This window comes from Echinicola shivajiensis (genome assembly GCF_018642165.1).
GTDB classification, from domain to species: domain Bacteria; phylum Bacteroidota; class Bacteroidia; order Cytophagales; family Cyclobacteriaceae; genus Echinicola; species Echinicola shivajiensis.
In genome coordinates, this window is sequence record NZ_JAHHZM010000002.1 from 387,295 (window position 1) to 410,187 (window position 22,893).

Genomic DNA, 22,893 nt, shown 5'->3' on the forward strand with positions numbered 1-22,893 from the left:
ATAATATCATGAAATTAAAATATCTAATAATAGCAGCAGCGGTTTCTTTTATGACTTCATGCGATAACTTCCTGGAGCCGGAATCGCTTTCGACCTTCGATACCAATTATGTGTTTTCGAATGTTGATGATGCAAGAAAAGGGGTAAATGCAGTTTATTCACATTTTGGTCAGGATGCTTTTAGGTCCAGACTCTCCAATAATATGACCGGCAATACGGATATAGAGCGCCAGAGTGGTTGGAATAGTAATGGAGACCGCTATCAGATTTGGAATTTGGATGCTTTGGAAAGTAACCGTGATTTGGAAATCGTATGGACTTATGCTTATCGGGCAATCAGGGATGCGAATATTGCCATTGAAGGTCTGTTGGCCAGTGGCAAGTTGGAATCATCCGATGTGACCGAGGCAAATACCATGAACCAATTGTTGGGTGAATCCTATACCTTGAGGGCGTATTGGTATAGCATGTTGATCTATTATTTTGGGGATGTGCCTTATATCACTGAAGCTCCCAAAGCCGGAAATGAATTTAATCAGCCCAAGGAAGACAGAAATGTGATTTTGGCTGCTGAAATTCAAAACTTGATAGATGTGGAGGCGAAAATGCTATGGGCGGATCAAGTGCCTTTTGGTATTGAACAGGTCAATAGAGAATATACCTTGGGAATGATTGCCAGATTGTCCCTTCAAAGGGGCGGATATTATCTGCAGCCAGACCTGAACATGTCCAGAGAGTCTGATTATTTGGACTACTATCAGATTGCTAAGGATTATAGTGCCAAATTAATTTCGCTTAAAGACCGTGAATTGCCAGAAGACTTCCGGCAGATCTTTATGAACCAATGTACTTTCCAGGCTCCTGTAAATCAGGACGTGCTTTTCGAGGTGCCATTTGCAATAGGCAATGGTGATGTAGCTTGGAATATTGGTGTAAGAGTGGAAGGTGGTCCTACGGCTGCACACAGCTATGGATCAGGAAACAATTATATGGCCATCCCGCCAACTTACTATTTGTCATTTGACACTTTGGATATAAGAAGGGATGTCACTTGTTCATTGTATAAGATAAATACCAGTTTTGAATACGAATTTGTCAATGGAGGTTTGGATATCGGACAGGGAAAATGGAGCCGTCATTTTTTACCAAACCCTCCAGGCCCATCATCCGCCAAAGGGACAGGAATCAATTGGCCGATGATGAGATATTCTGATGTGTTATTAATGTATGCAGAGGCTGAAAATGAATTGAATGGCCCAACTGCTGAAGCTCAGGAAGCGCTGAAAAGGGTCAGAAGAAGAGCCTTTGATCCTCAGTACTGGGCTAGCAGGGTAGATGCATATGTTTCTCAGGTATCTGCTGGCAAAGATACATTCTTTGAAGCTATTGTGGATGAACGTGCTTGGGAGTTTGGTGGAGAGATGATCAGAAAGTATGAACTGATCCGATGGGGGATTTATTCAGAAAAGATGGCTGAAACAGTAGAAGGCCTTAAGGAATTGGCTGATGCTGCTTTTAATGGTACTACCCAATATCCAGATTATATGTACTGGAAGGTAGACGAATCAGGGGATTTTACGATTCTTAATCCTAACCGTCGTGTGGTGGCGCCACCAGATGATACATGGACGCAACAGTCATTCTTACTTGCGCTACATAGTGACCAGTATACTTATCAAGAGTGGATTACCAAGGATTGGGAAAACCATATTAATGGTCCTAAACCAGGTGTGGCAAGATATATCTTCCCTATTCCAGCATCTGCAATAGCCAGTAGCCAAGGTACCTTGACCAATGATGGGTATGGATTTTAAGAATTAATCATCAATTCAAAAAATGAGAAGCAATGAATAATAAAATCAAAAATATATACCTGAGCGTCTTAATGTTTTCGGTGGCTATGCTGGCTTTTAGCAGCTGCGAAGAAGATGATGAGATGTTTGAAAGGACAAGGCTCTTTAGGCCTGTACTGACAGAAGATTTATTTTCTGAAGCAAATACCATCATCGTCAATATGGGCAAGATGAAGGAGGCAATATCCTATACCCTTGAGGTGAGTAGGGATACGTTTAAGACAACTGACTATGTAATAGAGACGGATACCAGTTATGTAGTGATTAATGAAGAATTGGTGGGAGAGACGTTATTCTGGAATACGCTTTATCAAGTAAGGGCCATAGCCCATGCTGACGATCCGGTGTACGATAGTAAAATATCTGATTTGGGAAATGTCAGAACACAGCGGTTTCCTACGATTCTGAATTTACCTGAAAGCTATGATGTGATAGATGTGGCTGCAAGGGTAACCTGGACAAGGGCAGGAGCTCCTGTAACCGGTGTTAAAGTTTTTGCCTCTACAGATTTGCGGTTAACAGAGCCGCTATTAGAACAATCAGTTAGTTCTGAGGAAGAAGTGGCGGGAGAAGTGATAGTAACGGGATTGGATCCTGAAACAGCATATCAAATAGCCATTTACAGTGATGGTGGACTTAGAGGTTGGGTAAATTATACCACATTGCCAGCGGATATTTCTCCTACCGCACCTGGAGTAATAGATATCAGAGAAAATGAAAGCCCGTCAGCAGTGTCGGATGCGGTGGCGGCTGCGCCTGATGGGGCCATCATCTTGGTAAAAAGAGGAGTTACTTATGATTTCCCAAGTCAGAATCTTAATAAGTCAATTACTATCAAGGCTGCTTATGGTTTTGGTGAGCAAAAAGCCAAATTGTATACTACAGGTAACTGGGATATAGATGATGGATCACAAATCGACCATATACGATTTATAGACCTTGAATTAAGAGGAGCGGATTATTCGGGAGATTATGTGTTCAATCCAAATAGAAGTGATGTGCATGTAGGAGAACTAAGTTTTGAAAATTGTGAAATAGGGACCTTTAGAGGAATACTTCGGGCGAGATCCTCTACGGTAATCGATAATTATATCATCAAAAACAGCGTAGTGGACAGCATCGGAGGTTATGGCTTATTTACAGTTGATACTGAAGCCACGGCAATGGTCAAGAATATCCGTTTGGAAAACTCCACCTTCAATAAGATTCAGTTTGGAGTGACGTCTAGAAGCCAATCCGATTCCTTTATCATTGAAAGCTGCACATTTGCGAACTTTGTAGGAGGTGGAGGAGGGTTCTTCCGGTACAGGGGAGGAGACGGTCAGAATAATGTGACCAACGGCATTGCTATCCGTAACAGCATCTTCGGTCATGGATGGGATGAATCCGGTAGTGAGAATTATGGAATTAGAGGGATATATGATGGTTTGGAGAATACCAATTTTGAAATTGTAAATGTCTATTCTACAGGAGACTTTAGTTTTTCAGGCGGTGAGATTGCAGGTTTTCCTGTAGGTAATTACTCAGGAGGACAAAGTGATTTATGGATAAATCCAGACCAGAACAATTTTAACTTTAAAGACAGCGGTTTTGCTGGAAGGTTTGATGCTGGAGATCCAAGGTGGAGAATAGTGTTATAATAAGAATCTTTTTAAAATGATTATTATAGGTGCGGTCAGCTTGGTCGCACCTTTTCAATAAACCTCAAATACCATGAAATTAAAGTGTCTTTTTTTTCAAATATTCATTGTTTTCGGGCTTTCTGGTCTTTCTACGGCTTGTAATAATTCAGATTCACCTGATCCTGAAGAGGAAGAAAAAGAGGAGGCTTATGATGGCCCAAAATACGCATTCCCTGGGGCTGAAGGATACGGACAATATACTACAGGAGGAAGAGCTGGTAAAGTTTATTATGTTACCAAATTAACAGATGACAATAGCCAGGGAACCTTGCGCTATGCCCTCAATCAAAGTGGTGCTCGGACCATAGTATTTAATATAGGAGGAACCATTGAATTGAAATCAACTTTGAGCATTTCACATGGTAATGTAACGATAGCTGGCCAGACTGCGCCCGGAGGTGGAATTACCTTAAAGAATTACCCTGTCACCATCCGTGCGGATAATGTGATTATACGCTATTTGCGCTTTAGAATGGGAGATGCTGCTCAGCAGGAAGGGGATGCTTTAGGAGGAAGATTTCATAAAGATATTATCATTGACCACTGCTCGATGAGCTGGAGTACAGATGAATGTGTCTCTTTCTATGCCAATGAAAACTTTACCTTACAGTGGTGTATTATAGCCGAAAGCCTTCGGAACTCGGTGCATGGAAAAGGAGCACATGGATATGGTGGGATTTGGGGAGGAAAATATGCTTCTTTTCACCATAATCTTTTAGCCCATCATGATAGTCGGAATCCCCGGATGGGAGAAGAAGCAGGAAAGGCCTTCGCACTTACAGACCTGGTAGATTTACGAAACAATGTACTCTATAACTGGGGAAATAATGCAGCTTATGGAGGGGAAGCAATGAATGTAAATATAGTCAACTGCTATTATAAGCCAGGACCTGCCAGCCCGTCTGGAAGTAAGCGAAACAGGATTATGTCTATCGATAAAAATAAGGTAGAGGGTACTGAGGTATATGATGTTTGGGGCAAGTTTTATATTGATGGCAATGTAGTAGATGGCAGCAACCAAACTTCTGAAGATAATTGGAACTATGGGGTTTTTAATCAATTTCACGGTAGCTATGGTTTGGTGAGTGAGGCTGATAAACAAAGTATAAAAATGGATGTACCCCATGAAGAGGAAGGATATACCGTTACGACTCATTCTGCTGCTGAAGCTTATGAATTGGTGCTTGAATATGCCGGTGCTAATTTAAAGCGGGATGCGGTAGATGCTAGGATAATTGCCAATGTGAAAAATGGAGATTATGATCAGGAAGGATCCAATGGAAGTACAAATGGTATCATTGACACCCAAAGTGATGTTGGGGGGTGGCCAGTATTGGAAGCTGGTGAGTCTGTTACGGATAGCGATGGGGATGGAATGCCTGATGAATGGGAATCAGGCAATGACCTTGATCCAAATAATGCAGAAGATGGTAAAATAATAAAGTCAGGAACCTCATATACTTATTTGGAGATCTATCTTAATAGCCTAATCAAGAATTTTCTATTTAATTAAATTCACAAGTGACTATATCAGAATAGAATAAGGGATTTGATTACATGAACAGTAAAAAGTTCAGAATGAGGTGCTGTTTCTGTTAGGTCATTGGGGACAGTAGAGATAAATCTATGTCTTACATATAAGTTCTTAGTAAGGCATGATACCTTCTATGGAAACTGGAAGCAAATGTGCCTGAAAAAATGTTACCTTAAAGGCACTGTATAATTATCTGAACTATTAAGAATAAATTAAAAACTATGAAGTTTGAGCATTTTGCAATTAATGTAGCCCAACCGAGAGCAATGTCTGACTGGTACGAGAAGCATATTGGCTTAAAAGTCATCCTGAAAAAGGATCAAAGTCCTTATATGACATTTTTGGCTGATGATAGTGGTACCATTATGATTGAAATATACAGTAATCCCAATGCGCCAATTTTGGAATTTGACAATCAACATCCATTGGTGTTACACTTGGCATTGGTATCTGAGGACCCTGCAGAGGATAGGGATAGATTGATTAAAGCAGGGGCGGAATTGATAAGTGATGACATCTTAGGGGACGGCTCACATTTGGTAATGCTTAAAGATCCTTGGGGCTTGGCCCTACAGTTGTGTAAAAGAGCTAAGCCCATGCTGGCATCAAAAACTTGAATTTAAGACATGAAAAGACTGATTGGATTAGTTATTATTATATGTTTTGCTGGATGGGCTTATGCCCAGAAAGATGGGGATAAAGAAGTTTTGGCATTTCCCGGGGCCGATGGTTTTGGGAAATACACTTTTGGAGGAAGGGGCGGAAAGGTGTTGGTAGTCAGTAACCTGAACGATGATGGTCCTGGGAGCCTCCGAGCAGCGTTGAGAAAGAAATATCCAAGAATTATCGTTTTCTCTGTTTCTGGAAATATTGAGCTTGAGTCAAGTTTGGACATTAATTATGGAGATGTGACCATTGCCGGCCAATCTGCTCCTGGGGACGGAATCACCATTCAGAATTATCCGATCAAAATCAAAGGGGACAATGTAATCATCAGGTATATCCGAAGCCGTTTAGGAGACCTTAGAGAGGTGCAAGATGATGCGATGACTTGTATTCGAAACAAGGATATCATTATAGATCATTGCTCATTGAGTTGGGCAACTGATGAGTGTGGCTCTTTTTATGATAATGAAAATTTCACCCTGCAGTGGTGTATTATTTCAGAAAGCTTAAATGAATCTGTCCATGCCAAAGGAGACCATGGATACGGTGGGATCTGGGGAGGGATGAAAGCTACCTTTCACTATAATTTATTGGCCAGTCATAAAAGTAGATTGCCCAGGTTTAACGGCGCACGGTATCATAAGATGCCCGAAAAGGAAGTGGTTGATTTCAGAAATAATGTGATTTATAACTGGAAGAGCAATAGTTCTTATGCAGGAGAAGAAGGGCATTATAATATTATTGGGAATTATTATAAAGCAGGTCCTGCTACCCAATCAAACCGGGATAGAATCGTGGAGCCCTATGCCCCTTATGGGCAATTTTATGTAGAAGGAAATATTATGTCCGCCTCAAAGGAAGTTAGTGAGGACAATAGCAAGGGGGTCGATGGGGTCGAAAATCTATCAAAGGTGCTAGTGACTGCTCCCTTTCCTTATGTTATCGCCAATGAACAAGTCAAGGCCGAAGTAGCTTTTAAGGATGTCTTGGCCAAAGCTGGTGCAAGCTTACGCAGGGATCAAGTAGATAAAAGATTGGTGAAAGAAGTACTATTGGGGAAGAGTGCTTTTGGGAAACAAGGTGATGGGATTATTGATAGCCAATCGGATGTGGGGGGCTGGCCATTGTTAAAGTCAGAAAAGGCACCTTTAGATACAGATCAGGATGGTATGCCAGATGCTTGGGAGAAAAAGCACCATTTAGATCCCAATTCTGATGAGGATGCAGCTGGTTTTGATTTGGATAAGCAATATACCAATATTGAAATTTACCTAAATGAATTGATTGAAGATTCAAGCTTTGACTGAAATTGTCATATTTCGTGTTCTCATCTTTTGTTTATTATATTTTTCGCTTGGTCTGTGAATAGATAATCAATAAATTGGATTTGATATTGTCATTATGAAAGACCAACGTATCCCTTTTTCCCAACTGCAGGATGTGCTGTGCAGTATACTTATAAAAAATCAATTTTCTTCAGAAAGGGCAGCACTTAGTGCCCGGTTATTTGCACAGTCCAGTTTGGACGGAGTGCCTTCGCATGGTTTAAATCGTTTTTTACATTATTTGGATTGTATTCACAAGGGGATTATTGACCCAGAAGCTGAACCTGTGTGTAAGGAAAGGTTCGGTGCCTTGGAGCGCTGGGATGGGCAACTTGGCCCAGGGAATATCAATGCCCATTTGGCAATGGAGAAAGCCATTCAGTTAGCAAAATCTTTTGGGATGGGGGCTGTTGCTTTACAAAATACCAATCACTGGATGCGGGCAGGAAATTATGGCTGGCAGGCAGTGGAGCAGGGCTGTCTTGGCATTTGTTTTACCAATACCAAACCGAATATGCCAGCTTGGGGAGGGAGTGAGCCTAAACTTGGAAATAACCCTTTGGTAATAGCAATACCAAGGAAAGACGGTGCAGTAGTTCTTGATATGGCCATGTCCCAGTTTGCATATGGTAAGATGGCTATCTATGAAAAGAATGGGCAAGATATGCCTTATGATGCTGGCTTTGACCAAGATGGGGATTTGACAAAATTTCCCAAGGACATAATAGAGAATGAGCTTGCTCTTCCCATTGGCTTATGGAAAGGAGCAGGACTTTCCTTAATGTTGGACATGTTGGCAGCGTTGCTTTCTGGAGGACAAGCTACTCATCAAGTAGGGAAAAGTGGTGATGAATATGGGCTTTCTCAAGTGTTTTTGGCACTGGAACCTTCCAAATTAGGTATGGAAGATTGGATGGAAAGTAAGGCAGGACAGATTATTGAAGATTTAAAACAATCGAAAACTTTTGATAAAAAGAAAGAGGTCAGGTATCCCGGAGAACAGACTTTGAGGATGCGAAAGGAAAATTTAGCCCAAGGTGTTCCTATAGATAGGGATATCTGGAATCAGGTTTTAAAATTATTGAAATGAGAAAAATTAAAGATAATGAAGTCAGGTGGGGTATTCTAGGTGTTGGGGATGTGTGTGAAAGAAAAAGTGCACCTGCTATGAATTTGGTAGGGAACAGTCGGCTTGTAGCTGTTATGAGGAGAAGTGCGGAAAAAGTGAGGGATTATGCCAAGAGACATCAGGTATCCAAATGGTATACAGATGCAGATGAGCTAATTAATGATCCAGAGGTCAATGCCATTTATATTGCTACACCACCCCATGTTCATAGAGAACTTACCTTAAAAGCTGCTGCTGCAGGAAAGCCTGTTTATGTGGAGAAACCTATGGCCAGGACTTATGAGGAATGCAAAGAAATGATTGAAGCGTGTGAAGCTGCGGGTGTGCCCTTGTATGTGGCTTATTATCGCAGGACTTTGCCTCATTTTGTTAAGATAAAAGAATTGATTCATGAGGGGAGGATCGGAGATGTTAGGTATGTCAATATCCAGATGAATCAGGTATTGGTCCCAGAAGTGGTGAGGAATTTGGATAATAATTGGCGGGTAAATCCTGAAATGGCAGGTGGAGGATATTTTTATGATCTGGCGTCCCATCAATTGGATTTTCTTGATTTTGCCTTGGGCCCCATCAAGTCTGTCAAGGGATTCAAGGGGAATCAAGCGGGGATTTACGAGGCTGAAGATTTGGTGACTGCCGTTTTTGAGTTTGAATCAGGTGTGATGGGGACTGGTAGCTGGTGTTTTTCAAGCAGTGAAGTTTCCGCTAAGGACCACACTACCATTATAGGAAGCAGGGGGCAAATTAGCTATGAGACTTTCGGAGCAGGTAAATTTATTTTGGAGACGGAAAATGGAGAAAAAGAATGTTTTGAATTTGATTTGCCTAATCATATTCAGCATTTTCTTATTCAGTCGATTGTGGGTGATATACTGGGGGAAGACTCAAGCCCCTCAACAGGCGTGTCTGCCGCTCGCACCAATTGGGTAATGGAGGAGATTGGCCGGTAAAGGGTCTTTGAAAATGAATAGCTTAGATTATATAGGTTAAAAATGCTGTAAATGTATTTTATAGGTTTAAATACCTATATATTTTATTTATAAGTTATTAAACCTATATTTATGAGCTAATGAATTAGAAATGAAAAATGTAGCAGTGATTTCGGGAGACATTATTTCTTCTACAAGTTTGGTGTTGGAGGATAGGGTGATTCTGGAGGAAAAATTAAAAGACTTATTGAAAACCCTTGATGAGAGATGGGGGATTTATGGAAGGGTGATAAAGGGGGATTATTTAGAATGTGTATGCCAAAATCCGGGGGACGCTTTGAGGGTAGCTATGTTAGTGAAAAGTTTTGTAAAGTCCTTTGATCCGAGACAGGCAGACAATAGAGAGGATAATAACCGAATCAGCCTATTTAAGACCCATGGGATCAGGTTGGCCATTGCCGTTGGCGAATTGTCTAGATTTGATCCTAAAAAAGGAGTCATTGATGGAGAGGCTGTCTATTTGTCAGGAAGGTTGATCAATCAATCCCCATCCAGCCAAGGGAAGGAAAGGGTAGTGATAAAAAACACTTTGTTTTTTACCTCACATTATGAAAGACTCAATGAGCAGATGGAGCCTGTAATGGGATTACTGGATGTAATTATGAGTAAATCCACAGCCAGGCAATCTGAAGTGTTATACTGGAAGTTGCTTGGGTATACCGAGTTAGAAATTGCCAAAAAATTGCAAATAAGTCAATCTGTAGTCAATCAGCACAGTACAAGCGTAGGCTGGAACAGCATTGAAAAAACTGTGGAATATTTTAGTAGAACCATTAAGTAACATCATTTATGAACCCAGTTCAGTTTTTTGTCTTACAGTTAATTGCCCATATATTGGCGGACTTTTTTTTCCAATCAGACAGGCTGGCCATTCAAAAGAACGAATTAGGGTTTAGAAGCCCATTTTTGAAGTGGCATATATTAATTGTGTTTTCGTTTTCCTGGTTGTTATCCTTTCAAATACAATTTGTGTTTGGTGCCTTGGTTATTGCCCTGATCCATTATATAATAGATGGTGTTAAACCTTGGATCAATAGAAGTAAGACCTTTGGTAAATATGCATTTTTTATAGACCAGGCATTGCATATTTTGGTTTTGTCCGTGGTTTGTTATGCTTATGCTTGCTACGCTCTAATGGATACTTGGCTTAATATTCCTGTTTCAAAATCCTATCTGTTGGTTGTTTTTTGCTATATGTTATGCCTAAAGCCTGCCAATATATTTATAAAAGAAGTATTTAGGGCTTATGAAATTAAGGTGCCCGGTTCGGATGATCTGCCCAATGCAGGCAAATTGATAGGAGTATTGGAAAGGGTGTTGGTTTTGACTTTTATATTACTTAGGCAATTTGAAGCTGTTGGTTTCTTAATAGCTGCAAAGTCCATTCTCCGTTACAAAAACGATGATACCATCAAAACGGAATACGTGCTGATCGGTACTATGCTAAGCTTTGGTATTGCCGTTATTTTAGGACTATTGGTTGGATTCGTCTGGTAATTGTTGTTTTTAAGTTTAATGGCTGATTTCCAGATTGGATTTGTTATATTAAAACAATAAGTTTAATCTATTTTTAGTCTATTCTATCATCAAATTCAGAAGCCATGAAACCAATTTATCTAATAATAATTCTTAGCCTGTTTTATTCCTGTGAGGAAAAAGAACAGGGGGGCAGGAACGAAAGCAGCGATACAGAAAACAGGAGTTTGAAAGGTAATATCATTGACCTGACCCATGCATTTTCTGACGAAACGGTTTATTGGGTCACTGCAAAGGAGTTTGAGCTAGAAGAGGTGGCTAAAGGCCAAACGGAAAAGGGCTACTTCTATTCTGCCAATAATTTTGAAACTTCTGAGCATGGGGGAACCCATATTGATGCCCCTGTGCATTTTGCGGAAAAGGGTGTTTCAGTGGATGAGATACCTTTGGAGCAATTAATTGGAACTGGAGTGAAAATAGATGTCAGTGAGAGAGGGCTTTCAAATCCCGATTACCAAATAAGCCTTGAAGATCTTGAAAATTGGGAGTCAAAAAACGGGCAGATTCCTGAAGGAAGTATTGTTCTTTTGCAATCGGGACATGGAAAGTACTATCCAGATAAAGTGAAATATTTGGGAACGGATGAAAGGGGTGCTGAAGCAGTCAAATATCTTCATTTTCCTGGCTTAGCTCCTGATGCCGCCAAATGGCTAATGGACCAAAGAAAAATAAAGTCAGTTGGAATAGATACGCCAAGTATAGATTTTGGGCAGTCCCAATATTTTGAAACCCATGTAGCCCTAATGACCAATGATATTCCTGCATTTGAGAATGTAGCCAATCTCGACGCACTGCCTGCTAAGGGGTTTCAAGTTATAGCCTTGCCCATAAAGATTAAAGGTGGCAGTGGAGGTCCACTGAGAATAGTAGCTGTTATTAATTAGGAAGGGTTTTGATCACATTTGACATGCTAATGCATATTTGGTTTTACGGTTTGGAATCAATGATAGCTGTAAAGGGACCAAATTTATGCTGGGATTCGGGAAAACTATCAGTGTATGGTCCAAATGGATGGTCAAATGGTTTTTTTGAAATATCTGGCCAATCACCAGATAAATCCATGTTTGGCCTGGGCATGGAGTTTACATATGCCGCTACGTCCCAAGCTTCTTCATCCGACAAAAAAGGATTTTCATGGTTGATTCCAAAAGGCATATTGGATTTGACAAAAGAAGCAAATCTAGAGAGCCTATAAAGTCCAGCTCCTATATTGTAACTGTTTTCTCCATAAAGAGGAGGGTAAAGCCATTCCATACCATTATTGGCTAATTGCCCCTGCCCATTATCTCCGTGGCAACGGGCACAATAATTTTTATATACTATGGATCCCCTTATTGGGTCTGCAGCTCTATCCAGTGGCTCTAGGGATTTAAGCCCAAAACCTGGCATCATTTGCCCCTTTGGAACTTCTTTTCCTACCCATTTCAGGTATGCTACCATGGCTTTCATTTCTCTGCTGTCTTCAGGAAGTTTCTCACCATTTAGGCTCCTTTCAATACAGTCATTTACCCGTTTTTCAAACCCCTCTACAGTACCAGACCTATTTCTGAGCTTGGGATAGGTAGCCGCAACCTTTCCATAATTGTTGCCAAATGGGATTGTTCCTGCCTTGAGGTGACAGTTCTGGCAGTTCATGCCATTGCTGATCTGGAAGGCTTTTCCGTTGGGGCCAAGGTAGACAGAAGTATGGGCAATTAAATTACGACCATACTTAATCAAGTCTCCTTCAGGTCCCTTTGGGATCGAGCTTGTATCAGGTGCTTGCCAATACTGTAAGTCTGTAGATTCATTGACAATCGCTTCATTAAAGTCCTCCTTTGGACCAAAAAGAGGCTTGATTTTGAAGAGTCCCAATTCCTTACTGATAAAAAAAGCACTTGAGCCTAAAACACAAACAATCATCAGCTGAACTGCTTTGATTAATTTTCTTAGTAAAGGGACGAATTTATCCTCCTTAGGCATTTTTGCTAAGTTTAATACGCTCTAGGAAATGAGGCCATTGTCTACGGGATTTCCTTGATATAGCCCCAGCCTTCTTTTTGTTTTTCGACCAGTTCAAGTATCCCATCAGGAACTGTTCCCACTCCAGGCAACAACTGGGATTTGTCAATATTATGTCTTTTCATAGTGCCTTCACAGACCTTAATACTTACATTTTTATTCCCTTCAAAAGCCTTGATCTGGTCAGCTACTGTAGATTTTTCATTTAAAACCATGGAGATAGCTCCACCGTAGACTACAACTTCGAATTCTGAATTCGGATAAGCTTCAGACATCATTTTTACATGTCTCATGGTTGTCTCGTGCGCAGCCTCTTCCTTGCTAGTAAGGTCAAAGGCTATTTTTACTGGAGTGGTTTGTGCCCAAACCCCAATTACCAAAAACATCAGTGGGATTATAAGAAACTTTTTCATGACTTTGTCTTTATGATCAACCTCCAGCATAGATATATCCACATTTGTGTTCTTGTGCTCTTCCCAAGGCCCAAACCCCAGAAGGAACCACTTGAATATGTGGTAATACTCCTGCTATCCATTCTTCTTTTACTGCTGCTGGATCCATTTCCATTTTTTGTGCTATCATGCTGCTGTAAACAGTTATAGCCAAATCGCATACACATATCATTACGCCTCTCTCTATTTGGCGCTCTAAACCATCAATTCCAGGCATGGGATAATCTCCGTCTTTTGGTTGATAATAAGGATTCCTTATTGCTGGAGCTCCGGTGGTGTTGTCTGTGATCTCAAAGGTTTCACCAAATTTATACTTTTCCCAAAGCTCATCTTTCATGGCAAAGGGAATGGCATTATGTCTAAGGACAATAACAGCTGTCATGTCTTTATCCGGGGTGCCTGTTTGATTGTTGGTAAGGTAAAAGGCCCAAGACCAAATAAAAGGAAAACCTTTGTGAGGTTCTGGAGCGTCATAAACTACTCGGTGAGTGCCTTTTACTTCCTTAAACCATTCGTCGGAGTCTTTGAATAATTTAGGATTACCAGTACCAGAAACAGGTTGCCCCATCAATGGTACGGCCACCGTGGAAAGTGTGGCTGTTGTCGCCAGAGTGCCTAGAAACTTTCTTCTAGATTTGAGTTGTATTGAATTCATGATTTTTTTAGTTTGGGTAATTGGAAATCTTATGGTGCATGGACACTTCATATGGTTTTACCGATTTTGGTGTCCTTTTTTAAAAGCTCGATTTTACTCGGCTATACCGATGTCTTGTAAAATATTATTGAAAAGTTTAACTAAAATTACACCCTTCCTATTAGTTTGTCTATCGCTAATGATTCAAATAATAGCAATAACTGTTCAATATCAGTTGGTTACTGTTCTTAAGGAAGCAGGTTTTCGGTTATGATGTTTTTTGTAAAAACCAATTTGGTGATGGATTTGAGCGTATTATTTTTTTTTAATCTTTTTGGGCAGGTTTTATTAGGTTAGTAATGCCTGCCGTTCTGTTCTGTATTGCATATATGAAATACTTGAATTGTTCTTTCTTTTACCTATTTTTAAAGATTGTTAACCTAAAAAATTGATTAATAAATGACAGTTGAAACAATTTTTACTGGAAAAAGAATAAGCAATTTATTGCTTAGCCTTGGTTTTTTAGGAGCCTTGGCCTCCTGTAAGGCCCCAGAGAAGGAATCTGAAAGCCCAAAAAGACCCAATATTATTTTCATCATGTCTGATGATCATGCTTATCAAGCGATAAGTGCATATGGATCGGAGCTGATTGAGACCCCAAATATTGATAGAATTGCAAATGAAGGGATGCTTTTTGAAAATGCTTTTGTGAGTAATTCCATTTGTGCACCAAGTAGGGCAGTAATACTCACTGGAAAACATAGTCATATTAATGGTTTGGTAGATAATGCGGTGAAATTTGACAGTACACAGGTTACCTATCCAAAGATACTAAGGGAGAATGGGTACCAAACAGCCATGATCGGTAAATGGCATTTGAAGACCCAACCTACAGGCTTTGATTATTGGAAAGTGCTTCCTGGACAGGGACATTATTATAATCCTGAGTTTAGAACCAAAGAGGGAATAGTATTGGATTCAGGTTATGTTACCGATTTGATTACTGATTTTGCGATTGAGTGGTTGGATGAAGCTAAAGAAAATGGGAGCCCTTTTATGCTGATGTACCAGCATAAGGCTCCGCATAGGGAATGGCTGCCAACTGAGGAAAATTTCAGGGAGTACACTCAAAAGGAATTCCCAGAGCCTGCAAGTTTGTTTGATGATTACAAAGGCATGGGACGTGCAGCTAAGGAGGCAGAAATGAGAATTTCTACACATATGGGATTAACAAATGACAGTAAAATACATCCTGATATTGTAGAAAGAATGGGGCATAAAGATTTTATTGATTGGTATTCTTACGCTTATCATGGCAACTTGGACAGGATGAGTAAATCTCAAAGAGCGGCCTGGGAAGAAGTATATGGGCCTATCAATGAGGATTTTGAAAAAGCAGACCTGAAGGGAGATGAACTTACCAAATGGAAATATCAGCGATATATGCAGGATTATTTGGCGAGTATAGAATCTGTGGATGAGAATGTAGGTAGACTATTAGACTATTTGGAAGAAAATGGTTTGGCGGAGAATACCATAATTATCTATACATCTGATCAAGGATTCTATTTAGGAGAGCATGGATGGTTCGACAAAAGATTTATGTATGAGGAGTCTTTCAGAACGCCATTGATGATTAAATGGCCAGGAGTAATCAAGGCGGGAAGTAAGAATAGGGATTTAGTGCAAAACTTGGATTTTGCTGAGACCATGTTAGATGCTGCAGGAGTGGCAATTCCTGATGAAATGCAAGGGTTGAGCATGCTGCCTTTATTGAAGGGAGAAAAGGTGGAATGGAGAGATGCTCTTTATTATCACTATTATGAATATCCAGGTATCCATGCGGTGAAGAGACATAATGGTGTTAGAACTGACCGCTACAAACTGATACATTTTTATTATGATATTGATGAGTGGGAGTTATATGATCTTCAGGAAGATCCTCATGAAATGAATAATGTGTATGATGATCCTGCTTATTCGGAAGTAAAGGAAAACATGCACAAAAAGTTAGAAGATCTTATGAAGCAGTATAAAGACGAAGTAGTGATACCTTCAAATTAATGTACGCAATAACAATAATTATGATGCCTTGGTGATTTTTTATTGCCAGGGCATTTTAATTGAATAAAAGTGATAATTTTTTTAAAGTTTTATCTTCCTCAGGAAGAGGGTGTTCTGGAATATAGTATTTTTACAATCTAAGACCATACCTTTTAATCAATGTTGGTTTCTTATGAAGAAGGTACTTATAATATCCTTGGTATCAATTGCTGGCATCTATTTTTTGCTATATATATCACCGTATTTTATTCGGAATCATTTTAATAAAAACGCTGAAGAATATATTGGCAGAAAGGCCTTTATGAAAGACCTCTCATTTAATCCATTTACAGGTGGGATTACCTCTGCTCAAATGGCAGTTTTTGAAAAGGAGGATTCCTCGGCTTTTGCGGGGTATGGAAATCTGTATGCCAATATCAACTTTTTGAAGCTTGTGACAGGTAGGGTCCAGTTTGAGGAAGTGCGATTGGACAGTCCTTTTGTTCATGTGATTTATGATTTGGGCGTTTTTAATTTTGATGATTTGATACCCAGCGAAGACAGTGTTCAATCAAGTGATGAAAAATCGGACATTCAATTTGAAATTCTCAATTTCCAAATGAATAAAGGACTGGCTACTTATTTTGATAAGGGACTGGATCATGAGGTAGATATGAAAGATCTATCATTGACACTGCCACGGTTTGCCTATGACAGTGAGTTGGCAAATATGGATATAAAGTTGATCGTCAATGAAACCGGCCAGCTGGCCATCAAAAATGATTATTATCCCAATGAAGACAGATTTGAATCACTAATTTCTGTTAGGGGACTTAATTTGGATATAATAGAACCTTATTTAGGGGATTATATAGTAGCTGAGGACTTTGAAGGATATTCTGGTGGCGATGTTAAAATTTCAGGTACTTTAGGTGAAGTCTCTCAACTAAATGTTTCTGGAAATGCCTGGGTTACTCATCTGATTTTGAAGGATACTGCTACCATGCCGATTTTTCAGGCCGATTCTGTATTGGTATCTCTAAATGATATTAATGTGTTTGAAGAAAAATATGAGCTAAGAAGGGTTTTTGCAGATGGTATGAGGATTCGGTTTGACATGTTTGATAGCACTAATAATATGATGGTACTTTTTGATCCACTTTTAGAAAGTGAGGAAGGCGCCAGCAATGATATTCCTGCTGACACTGTGCCTACTGAAGTAAGTTATTTTTATAGCATTGATACTTTTTTAATAGTAAATAGTGAGATTAAATATCGGGATTATGCCTTGGATGAATATTTCGAATATAATATTTCGTCCATCACGGCATTAGCTGACAATATCAGATCTGATAGTTCACAGGCTAAGATTGGCAGCTCAGGGATTTTGAATGTCAAAGGAAAGTATAATGCTAACTTAATTTTCAATCCGCAAGTACCTCTTGATTTTTCTCTGGATTTTGATGTGAAGGGATTCGAGATGGAAGATCTAAGTCCCTTTAGTTTGACTTATGCCGGCCACCCTATTTTTAAAGGGGATTTGGTTTATAGCGGGAAGACTTCTGTCAAAGGAGGGGTAATGGACAGCAAAAATAAGATTACCGTGTATGAATTAGAAGTAGGTGACCGGGTTTCTAAAAATGTGCTTTATGTCCTTCCCTTGAAGTTTGGCGTCTTTTTACTGAAAGACAAAAATGGAGTGGTAAACCTGGACTTGGCAATGGGAGGCAATCTATATGATCCAGAATTTGAAGTTTGGCCTTTAGTCTGGCAAATAATTAAACAAAATCTGGACAAAGTTGTGGCTGCTCCAGGTAAATTATTGGCCAATATGTTTGGAATGAAAGAGGAAGATATTCGATATATAGCTTTTGAGCCTTTGGATAGCCTTGCACGAGAAGAACAGACTCATTCATTGGATGTTTTACTGGAATTAATGAATAAGAAACCAGGTTTATCTGTGGAATTAGCCTATTTCGAGCCTGATCAAATTGAGTCCAGCCATTTTGCAGTACAGGAGGCTAAGGCAAAATATATCCATGATAAATTAAATTTGGAGAATGGGGATGATGACATGAATATTGTAGCCGATGATGATATTCATTTTACAAATTTCATGAAAGAACAGTTGCTTTTGCTTAATCCTGAAATGGATAGTACCGCCCTGAATATGCCTAGTGACAGTTTGGCGATTAAATTAATAGGAATGGAAAATGTCTTGCCCATGGCTATGCACTTGGAAGACATTAGAAAAAATCAAATTGAGGAATATCTAAACTCGATAGACAGTACAATGGTACACAATTTTACTTTTGTTGAATTGGAGAATTTGCCCGACTTTCCAGTTGAAAAGAGTGGCTTCGTGATTAGTTTTGGAGTTGAATAAGTTGGTTTATGTAATCTTATAATTTGAATCGATTTACATTTTCGGCTTGCCTTTGAGGGGCTGTTTTTTTCAAATTGCCCAGAGATAATTGAGAGGTTAACTACATGGGAGATTGAATGTTTTTTAGTCATTATCCATAATGATTAAATCTTGATTTTATGAGTTATTGGAAATATCTTTTTATTAATTGAGAAAAGAGTTTTGGGTCAGTATTCCCTATATAATTAGTTTTTATGTATATCCGCAATTGCACCAGTAAATATTAAAAGTGAATCGAAACGATCCTTTTGATGAAAGTATCAATTGCTTCGGTCTCCATACTTCAGTCTTCCGACCACTTGAGCAAAGGATTTATGGTTACTGGCATCATAGCGGATAATCAGATTAATTTTTTCTTTATTGATCCAGTCCTAAAATGATTTGGTAAAATGATCAAATGTGCCAAGAATTATAATTATTGATTTAAAATATGATACAAAAGATAAGTTTTGAGGTGGAATTTTGTAAATAGACTATGGTAAAATGTTTGTTTTCTAAACTTTATTTTAGCTATGAAAAGGGTATTTGCAATTGTAATCATGTTTCTTCTTCTTTCAAGTTCATCTTTTGCTCAAGAAGGGGGGATCCGGTTAAACTTATATGGAAATTTTGTTTTTGCAGATAAATTTGATTCCTATTATGACAGGGGGAATGGATATTTTTATTCAGGCAGGATCGAAGAAGGATTTCAATGGGGTGGAGGATTGGAATATATGGTCAACCCGATTTTTGGGGTTGAACTGATGTATTTGAGACAGGATACCAATAGTCCTACACGCTACCGTTTCGTAGCAGGCCCGGAAGAATTTACAAATTTTGATTTGGCCATAAATTATGTCCTGATTAATCCCACTAGATATTTTAGGACGCCAGGAAGTCCTTTTGAAGCATACGGAGGTTTTCAGATAGGCGGAGTATTTGCTAACCTTACTAACCCCGATAATGGCAGAGATGATACGGCGACCAAATTGGCTGTGGGACTTAGGGGAGGAGGAATATACTGGGCAAGTGATTATGTTGGGATAAAAGCCCAGGCCCAATTTATTTCAGTAGTTCAGTCAGTTGGAGGCGGTTTTTACTTTGGAACAGGAGGTTCAGGTGTTGGCGTAAGCAGTTATTCAAGTATTTTTCAATTTGGCCTTGGTCTAGGGGTTGCGTTGAAACTGAATTAACAGTGGAAAAGCCTTTCTAAAGAAATTTTTCCACACTGATTTTAAGGAATGAGCTTATGGTAATGTTATTTGATTGCGTTAAAAAGCATTTTGAAGTATTTAAAATGTTTTTTATTTTGATTTGAATTTGTGATTATACTTTTCTGGAGCATTATATTTCTATTGTGATTGGGTCAATGTAGTTTATTATTTGGCTTATTGGTTTTTTGAATAAATCTATAGTAATCATAAATGGAATTTTTGATTTACATAAACCACAAAATAAGATGAAAAACTTTATTGCTGAATTTATTGGGACCTTCTGGTTAGTATTGGGAGGCTGTGGCAGTGCTGTATTGGCTGCTGGTATTCCTGGTGTAGGAATTGGTTACGCAGGAGTTGCCTTGGCGTTTGGGCTTACTGTTTTGACGATGGTGTATGCGATCGGCCATATTTCAGGATGCCACCTTAATCCAGCAGTTTCTTTGGGGCTATGGGCAGGAGGCAGATTCCCTTCCAAGGATCTGTTGCCCTATATCTTCGCTCAGGTTTTAGGCGGAATTGCTGGGGCAGGGATATTGTATCTGATCGCTTCTGACCAAGCAGGGTTTGAATTAGGAGGTTTTGCTGCCAATGGTTATGGAGAGCATTCACCTCATGGGTACGGAATGACAGCTGCTTTGATTACTGAAATTGTGATGACCTTTATTTTCCTAATAGTCATCATGGGCGCTACTCATCCCAAGGCACCAAAATACCTCGCTGGTGTAGCCATTGGATTGTGTTTGACCTTAATCCATTTGATAAGCATACCGGTAACCAATACTTCTGTAAATCCAGCTAGAAGTACCAGTCAAGCTATTTTTGTACAGGACTGGGCAATCGGACAACTTTGGCTGTTTTGGTTGGCGCCTATTATTGGGGCTATTTTGGCTGGGTGGGTTTATAAGGCCTTATTGCCAACAGAAGAATAGGCCTTTTCTTTCTTTGAAAGAACTTGATGTTTTTTGAGCCCTGGAATTTGTTTCAGGGCTTTTTTGTGCTTTTTTTCCAAAGAAGCTGGAAAAGTGGCCATAGTTTTAATAAAAAAATGGTTCACAAAAGGAATTGGGTAAATCTTCCTTATTAATTTAGTTTGATTATGCTATCAATAAACTTTTAATGATCATTTAATATGAGGCAAATAGTAAAATTTGGGATCATCGGAACTGGGGCCATTGCTGCACAGCATGCTGCTGCTATAGCAGCAAGTGATACGGCAGAACTGATAGCAGTATGTAGCTCCAGTGAGGATAGGGCAAAAAGTGCAGGAAAAAAATTTAAGGTTGCTGCATATGATGATTTGGATAAGTTTTTAGGTAATCCGGAGCTGGATGCAGTTTGTATCTGTACTGCCAGTGGTCGCCATATGGAAGTGGCTATCAAATCTGCCCAATATAAAAAGCATATTTTGGTTGAAAAGCCTATAGAAATTAATCTCGATAGAGCGGATCGAATAATTGAAGCTTGTAAAGAAAATGGGGTAGTACTAGGGGTGGTTTTTCAGAACAGATTTAATGACGGCTATCTCCAACTAAAGAAGGCTGTGGTAAAAGGTAAATTGGGTAGATTACTTATGGGCAATGCCCATGTCAATTGGTTTAGGAACGAAGAATATTATAAAAGCAGTGATTGGAAGGGAACATTGAGGGGAGATGGAGGTGGTGCGCTCATTAATCAGGGAATTCATACTATTGATCTATTATTAGATATTATGGGGGAAGTAGAGGATGTATATGGCCAGGTAAAAACTGCCATGCATACAATTGAGGGTGAAGACCTAGCTTCAGCGCTCATTAACTTTAAAAATGGAGCAATGGGAAACATAACAGCCGGGACTTCCTTGTATCCAGGCTATCCGGAGAGGCTGGAGATATTTGGAACAAAAGGAAGTGTTATTTTGGAAGCCGGTAAAATAATTGCTTGGAATGTCCAAGATGGAGAAAGTTTGTCTGGTAACTCCAATTCTGAAAAGGCCAGTGGTGCTGCAGACCCTATGGCCATTGGGCATCAATTGCATTTTTTACTTATTGAAGATATGGTAAGTGCAATTAGGGAGAATAGGGAACCATTGATTACAGGAGAAATTGCCAAGCAGTCTCTGGCACTGATAAAGGGGATTTATAAGAGTTCATCTGAAGGAAGAAAAATAAAAATTTAAAGATTATGGTCGAGGAGAATAAGGATAATACGCTAATGAAGCAATAAAAAAGCAGGGCCTAAACCCTGCTTTTTTATTGCTTCATGCTATATATCAATCCTAACTCCAAGCCCCTGAGTTCGGCCAGCCCCTTAAGGCGGCCGATCCCAGTGTAGCCAGGGTTGGTGGTTTTTCTTAAATCATCTAACATCTGATGACCATGGTCAGGGCGCATAGGCAATGACTTTTGCCTTCTGGCCTGCACTTTGATCAATTCCTGCATGACTTCAATCATTGGCACATCACCCTCAAGATGGTTGGCTTCATGGAAATTACCTTCGGCATCCCTTTGGGTACTTCTAAGGTGGATAAAGTGGATATGATTTCCCCAGTCTTTAATGATCTGAGGCAGGTCATTGTCTGCTCTTACACCAAAGGAACCTGTGCAAAATGTAATACCATTATAATCACTTCCATTATCAGTAAGCAGCCTCTCCACATCATTGATGGTGCTCATCACTCTTGGCAATCCAAACATGGCAAATGGAGGGTCATCTGGATGTATGGCCATAAAAACCCTGTTCTTTTCTGCTACCGGGATGATTTCATCCAAAAACAGCTTGAGGTTTTCCGCCAATACTTTTTCATCTATGCCCTGATAAGTATCCAAAACCTTTTGGAAATCTTCTACCGAATAACCTTCTTCAGCGCCGGGAAGTCCGGCGATGATATTATTGGTAAGCAATTGCTTTGCTTCTTCGGTCATGCTTTGGAAATACTTTTCAGCTTTTTGTACTATTTCTGGAGAATAGGAAGCTGCTGCGTTAGGGCGCTTAAGGATAAAAAGGTCAAAGGCTGCCAGAGCTTGTAATTCAAATCTCAAAGCCTTGGAACCATTTTCCAATTCATAAGCCAAATCCGTTCTTGTCCAATCCAATACTGGCATGAAATTATAACAAACCGTATGGATGCCTTCTGCTGCCAGGTTTTCTATTGATTGCTTGTAATTGTTTATATATTCATGAAATTGCTCGGTTCTGGTCTTGATATTTTCATGTACCGGGATACTTTCCACCACAGACCAGGTTAAACCTGCAGCTTCGATGGTATCTTTTCTCTTTTTGATTTCCTCTCTGCTCCAAACCACTCCATTGGGAAGATGGTGCAAAGCTGAAACAATGCCGGTGGCTCCGGCCTGTCTGATATCTGATAAGGTTACTGGGTCATTGGGGCCATACCATCTCATGGTTTGCTCCATTTTTTTTATTGCTTTCATTGTTTAGCTTATTCTATT

General features: G+C 39.6%; 20 protein-coding genes. 16 read left to right on the plus strand and 4 right to left on the minus strand.

Translation table 11 applies throughout. The features are described from left to right. The first annotated feature begins 8 nt into the window (after positions 1–8). The 10 genes from KMW37_RS06100 (at position 9) to KMW37_RS06145 (ending at position 11,598) form a co-directional block, all read left to right on the plus strand. A complete protein-coding gene (locus KMW37_RS06100; RefSeq protein ID WP_215223719.1) occupies positions 9–1,814 on the plus strand; it encodes a RagB/SusD family nutrient uptake outer membrane protein in 1,806 nt (601 codons plus the stop codon). A gap of 32 nt (positions 1,815–1,846) precedes the next feature. Further along, the gene (locus tag KMW37_RS06105; RefSeq protein WP_215223720.1) at positions 1,847–3,493 is read left to right on the plus strand and encodes a DUF4957 domain-containing protein; all 1,647 of its coding nucleotides are present in this window, start codon (positions 1,847–1,849) and stop codon (positions 3,491–3,493) included. Positions 3,494–3,566: 73 nt separating this feature from the next. Beyond that, positions 3,567–5,048: a pectate lyase family protein gene (locus KMW37_RS06110; RefSeq protein WP_215223721.1), complete on the plus strand. Its 1,482-nt coding sequence runs from the start codon at positions 3,567–3,569 to the stop codon at positions 5,046–5,048. Positions 5,049–5,290: 242 nt separating this feature from the next. Further along, positions 5,291–5,686: a VOC family protein gene (locus tag KMW37_RS06115; protein WP_215223722.1), complete on the plus strand. Its 396-nt coding sequence runs from the start codon at positions 5,291–5,293 to the stop codon at positions 5,684–5,686. A 9-nt stretch (positions 5,687–5,695) separates the two neighbouring features. Continuing rightward, positions 5,696–7,042, plus strand: coding sequence for a pectate lyase family protein (locus tag KMW37_RS06120; RefSeq protein ID WP_215223723.1), 1,347 nt, complete (start codon positions 5,696–5,698; stop codon positions 7,040–7,042). Between the two features lie 94 nt (positions 7,043–7,136). Then, positions 7,137–8,150 carry a 3-dehydro-L-gulonate 2-dehydrogenase gene (gene yiaK, locus KMW37_RS06125; RefSeq protein WP_215223724.1) on the plus strand — a complete coding sequence of 338 codons (1,014 nt, stop codon included), beginning with the start codon at positions 7,137–7,139 and terminating at the stop codon, positions 8,148–8,150. Then, positions 8,147–9,139, plus strand: a complete 993-nt coding sequence (locus KMW37_RS06130; RefSeq protein WP_215223725.1) for a Gfo/Idh/MocA family protein — start codon at positions 8,147–8,149, stop codon at positions 9,137–9,139. Before yiaK ends, KMW37_RS06130 begins: the two co-directional genes overlap by 4 nt. A 130-nt stretch (positions 9,140–9,269) precedes the next feature. Further along, positions 9,270–9,959 carry a helix-turn-helix transcriptional regulator gene (locus KMW37_RS06135; RefSeq protein WP_215223726.1) on the plus strand — a complete coding sequence of 230 codons (690 nt, stop codon included), beginning with the start codon at positions 9,270–9,272 and terminating at the stop codon, positions 9,957–9,959. A gap of 8 nt (positions 9,960–9,967) precedes the next feature. Continuing rightward, positions 9,968–10,675, plus strand: coding sequence for a DUF3307 domain-containing protein (locus KMW37_RS06140; protein WP_215223727.1), 708 nt, complete (start codon positions 9,968–9,970; stop codon positions 10,673–10,675). A gap of 104 nt (positions 10,676–10,779) precedes the next feature. Next, complete coding sequence (locus tag KMW37_RS06145) at positions 10,780–11,598, plus strand: cyclase family protein (protein ID WP_215223728.1); 819 nt, start codon at positions 10,780–10,782, stop codon at positions 11,596–11,598. A gap of 43 nt (positions 11,599–11,641) precedes the next feature. On the opposite strand, the gene KMW37_RS06150 is transcribed toward KMW37_RS06145, so the two are convergent. The 3 genes from KMW37_RS06150 to KMW37_RS06160 are packed head-to-tail and all read right to left on the minus strand — an operon-like array spanning position 11,642 to position 13,822. Then, positions 11,642–12,676 (minus strand): c-type cytochrome, encoded by a 1,035-nt coding sequence (locus tag KMW37_RS06150; RefSeq protein WP_215223729.1) that lies wholly within the window; start codon positions 12,674–12,676, stop codon positions 11,642–11,644. A 41-nt stretch (positions 12,677–12,717) separates the two neighbouring features. Further along, positions 12,718–13,128, minus strand: a complete 411-nt coding sequence (locus tag KMW37_RS06155; protein ID WP_215223730.1) for a DsrE family protein — start codon at positions 13,126–13,128, stop codon at positions 12,718–12,720. A gap of 16 nt (positions 13,129–13,144) precedes the next feature. Beyond that, a complete protein-coding gene (locus KMW37_RS06160) occupies positions 13,145–13,822 on the minus strand; it encodes a Tat (twin-arginine translocation) pathway signal sequence containing protein (protein ID WP_215223731.1) in 678 nt (225 codons plus the stop codon). 438 nt (positions 13,823–14,260) lie between these two features. Between KMW37_RS06160 and KMW37_RS06165 the strand changes: the two genes are divergently transcribed. From KMW37_RS06165 to KMW37_RS06185, 6 genes are all read left to right on the plus strand, one after another. Then, a complete protein-coding gene (locus tag KMW37_RS06165; protein WP_215223732.1) occupies positions 14,261–15,865 on the plus strand; it encodes a sulfatase family protein in 1,605 nt (534 codons plus the stop codon). Between the two features lie 172 nt (positions 15,866–16,037). Continuing rightward, positions 16,038–18,230 (plus strand): DUF748 domain-containing protein, encoded by a 2,193-nt coding sequence (locus KMW37_RS06170; protein WP_215223733.1) that lies wholly within the window; start codon positions 16,038–16,040, stop codon positions 18,228–18,230. 290 nt (positions 18,231–18,520) lie between these two features. Beyond that, on the plus strand, positions 18,521–18,649 hold the full coding sequence (locus KMW37_RS22515; protein ID WP_262898194.1) for a hypothetical protein: 129 nt from the start codon (positions 18,521–18,523) through the stop codon (positions 18,647–18,649). A gap of 132 nt (positions 18,650–18,781) precedes the next feature. After that, entirely contained in the window at positions 18,782–19,441 is a 660-nt protein-coding gene (locus KMW37_RS06175; protein ID WP_215223734.1) for an outer membrane beta-barrel protein, read from the plus strand. 266 nt (positions 19,442–19,707) lie between these two features. After that, positions 19,708–20,394 (plus strand): aquaporin Z, encoded by a 687-nt coding sequence (gene aqpZ / locus KMW37_RS06180; RefSeq protein ID WP_215223735.1) that lies wholly within the window; start codon positions 19,708–19,710, stop codon positions 20,392–20,394. Positions 20,395–20,594: 200 nt separating this feature from the next. Then, positions 20,595–21,620 carry a Gfo/Idh/MocA family protein gene (locus tag KMW37_RS06185; protein WP_215223736.1) on the plus strand — a complete coding sequence of 342 codons (1,026 nt, stop codon included), beginning with the start codon at positions 20,595–20,597 and terminating at the stop codon, positions 21,618–21,620. Between the two features lie 73 nt (positions 21,621–21,693). Here the strand turns inward: KMW37_RS06185 and uxuA are convergent, their stop codons facing one another. Next, positions 21,694–22,875: a mannonate dehydratase gene (uxuA, locus tag KMW37_RS06190; RefSeq protein WP_246581358.1), complete on the minus strand. Its 1,182-nt coding sequence runs from the start codon at positions 22,873–22,875 to the stop codon at positions 21,694–21,696. Positions 22,876–22,893 lie beyond the last annotated feature (18 nt).